This is a genomic window from uncultured Victivallis sp. (assembly GCA_944389935.1).
In the GTDB taxonomy this organism is placed as follows: domain Bacteria; phylum Verrucomicrobiota; class Lentisphaeria; order Victivallales; family Victivallaceae; genus Victivallis.
This window is the reverse complement of record CALXOE010000096.1, coordinates 1-2,808: the sequence shown is the minus strand read 5'-3', so window position 1 is coordinate 2,808 and position 2,808 is coordinate 1. Positions and strand designations below refer to the sequence as shown.

Below are 2,808 nucleotides of genomic sequence, written 5' to 3'. Positions count from 1 at the left end.
TTTCAGCTCGCAATATTCCTGAATCGTTAAACCGCCATCCCAATATTCCGACAACTGTTCCCGCCAGTAGTCACGACCACGTCTTTCTCGTTCCATATACTCCTCCAAATTTAGAGTTCCGGAGGCAAGGTAATCTCACTTCGGGAGGATTTCTAGATGGGGCTCACTGGGCATATACCTCCCATTATTACGGTTTGTGGAAGAACATACCACACTGTCTGACTCAAATCCAGATGGGGCTGGCTGGGCGCTTACCTTACCATGGCGGAATTCGTGAAGCGCGGCGGCCGGATCGCGGTTGCGCCGAAGAGTCTTCAGGAAGACGAGTACGGCAAGCCGCTCGCCGCCGATTTCGCGACGGAACCGGCGGCGTCCACCGCTCCCGCCGTGCTGACGGAACAGATTCACCGGAGCGGAGTTGAGCCGCTCCCGGTCGAACTGAAAGTCGCACATGCGGAAGGCAATAACGGGATCTTCTTCCGTATGGTTCCCGACGGGAAGGGCGATTGGCTGGTGAATCTGGTCAACTACAACTTCGATCCGCGCCGGGTCCGTCTGGAAGGCGACGGTGAATGGTCCGACCTGATCCGGGAGCGCGGATTCCAGCCGGAATTCGAACTTGCTCCGCTGAAGCCGCAGTTGCTGCGCTTCACTCCGAAGAAGAAATAACCCGGTCCGGCAACTTTCCGGAGGGGCGGGATTCCGCCCTTCCGGTGGCGGCGGCGGGGATCGGGTCGGTGATGCGGCCGCGCGCATATTGGTGATAGAGAAAATGCGCTCCCCAGGCGTGGCAGTCGGAACGGAGCCACCAGTCGTTCGGAAACAGTTCCGGCAGGGTGCGCAGTTCCGGCCGGTCCGCCGTTTCGAAATAACGTTCGCGCCGTTTGCGGAACAGGTCGTCGAGGCCGTAAATCCGGCACGCTTCCAGATAGTAGAACGAGAACGCGATGCCGCATTCGTCCAGCTCCCCGCTCCGCAGCGCCGGAATCACCGCGCGTTCCCCCAGCGCCAGCAGGGCGAACACCTGCGCATGTTCCGAGACATAGCTGCGCCCGGCGTTCTCGGCGAAGCAGTTGCGTTCCGGCAGCCAATAGGCGGCGCGGATCGCGGCGGCCAGCCGTTCCGCCTGCGTTTCGATTTTTCGCGCGGCGGCGGGTGTGCCGAAATTCCGTTCCAGATCCGCCAGTTCCCGCAGGGAAAGCAGGAAGATCAGATTCAATGTGCATCCCTCTCCGTTGCGGCATTCCGGCGGAATGCCCCCCTCCCAGCGGTCGAGCCAGTCGATGAAATTCCACCCCGGCACATGCAGCAGGTTGTCCGGGCCGAGGGTTCCGGTCAGATACTCCGCCGCCCGCCGCGCGACGGGGAGCAGCTCCGCGACCAGCGCGTCGTTCTTCCGCAGCCGGGCGAAATCGTGCAGCATCTGGATGTAAAAAGCGGTAAAGGACGGAATATGAATGGTGTACAGCTCTCCGAGCACGGGACGGTAACCGAGCTCCCGGGTCGGATAGCGGCAGGAGAGAAATCCCGCCGGATACTGTCCCTCGGCGAACTGGCGCAGCGCGTTTTCCGCCATGCGCAGGTCGTCGCTGAGTTCATACAGACTCAGCAGGTCAAACCGGCTGTCGGAGATATACTGAAGCTGTTCGTAATACGGGCAGTCCATCAGCGTTTCGAAACTGCACGCCTGTAATGTGTTCCATGATTTGCGCAACAGCCGGGTCATCCGTTCGTCGCCGGGGATTTCGAGGGAACGCTTGCGTTTCCACGGGTAGCCGGTACGGAAAAAGCGGGCCGATTCCAGCTTCACATCGCCGTAGAGGGTCATTTCGAGCGTGCGCCCGGCGTGCCACCAGTAATCCTGCCAGCGTATACGCTGTCCTCCGGTCAGGCGGAAACGGTCGCCGGAACCGGAAAACACGGGCCAGGGGTCGCCGGGTTTGCTCTGATTGAGGAAGGCGTCGTCGAGCGCTTCCGGTTCACAGCCCGGCTCCGCCCAGCGCAGCCGGACTTCGCCGGCACCGGAGAATTCGTAATCGCCGTAGACGCAGACGTAATCATCGAATAGAAAAATGTTTCCGACTCTCCGGAAGCCGTTTGTCTCTTCGTGTCGCATCGGCGGCAGTTCGGAGGGAACCAGTGCGCGGCGGTCTTCGAAAAAGCCCGGCTTCCGCCACACGCCTCCTTCGCCGCGGAGGGCCGACCAGTTGAAATCCTCGTCGGTCAGCAGATGGGCGTAGCTGCCCCAGTCGGTTTTGCTGCCGGAGAACGAACAGCCCATGCAGGTCTGGTACTCCCAATCGGGAGAGAGGAGGCTGGATTCCTCTTCGAGGAAGAATCCGGGCGCGACCGACATCTGCGCATAGGCGGTCAGGTTCCTGCCGAAAGCGAACAGCCGGGCGGTGAGCACATGGCGGCCCGGAGGCAGCGGCAGTTCGACCGTGGAGGTAAACCAGCGCTGCGGCGTGCCGCGCGGCGGCCCGTCGGCGATCCGTTCGCCGTCACAGAAGAGCTGCGCCCGTTCGTCGGCGCTCCAGGTGAAACGCAGCACTCCCGGTTCGGACAGTTGAAAACAGTTTCGAAATACCGCGAAAAAGGGCGGTTCCACCGCCCGTTCCGCCGGGCGCATCCAGCGTTTATTTGACATTTGTGAAAATTCCTGTACCATTAGTGGTGATTCTCTGCTCAACAAAGAAATTCGCGGTAAAAAGTAATGGGGATCAACGCAGACCATCCGCAAAAATCCCGACCGGAATGTTCCGGCGGCCGATCACATTGATCGGGGGAATAATTCTCCCAAATCGTGCC

General features: G+C 60.6%; 2 protein-coding genes. One reads left to right on the top strand and one right to left on the bottom strand.

The window, feature by feature from the left end; genetic code table 11:
- The first annotated feature begins 261 nt into the window (after positions 1–261).
- On the top strand, positions 262–669 hold the full coding sequence (locus tag Q0J85_RS15385) for a hypothetical protein (protein ID WP_294483228.1): 408 nt from the start codon (positions 262–264) through the stop codon (positions 667–669).
- Here the strand turns inward: Q0J85_RS15385 and Q0J85_RS15380 are convergent.
- Positions 650–2,647: a hypothetical protein gene (locus Q0J85_RS15380; protein ID WP_294483226.1), complete on the bottom strand. Its 1,998-nt coding sequence runs from the start codon at positions 2,645–2,647 to the stop codon at positions 650–652. The two genes, Q0J85_RS15385 and Q0J85_RS15380, sit on opposite strands and share 20 nt — an antisense overlap.
- Positions 2,648–2,808 lie beyond the last annotated feature (161 nt).

What these genes read in the sequence shown, in the direction of transcription:
- Q0J85_RS15385 (WP_294483228.1), top strand. Translation starts at nt 262, where the DNA reads ATGGCGGAATTCGTGAAGCGCGGCGGCCGGATCGCGGTTGCGCCGAAG.
- Q0J85_RS15380 (WP_294483226.1), bottom strand. Translation starts at nt 2,647, where the DNA reads ATGTCAAATAAACGCTGGATGCGCCCGGCGGAACGGGCGGTGGAACCG.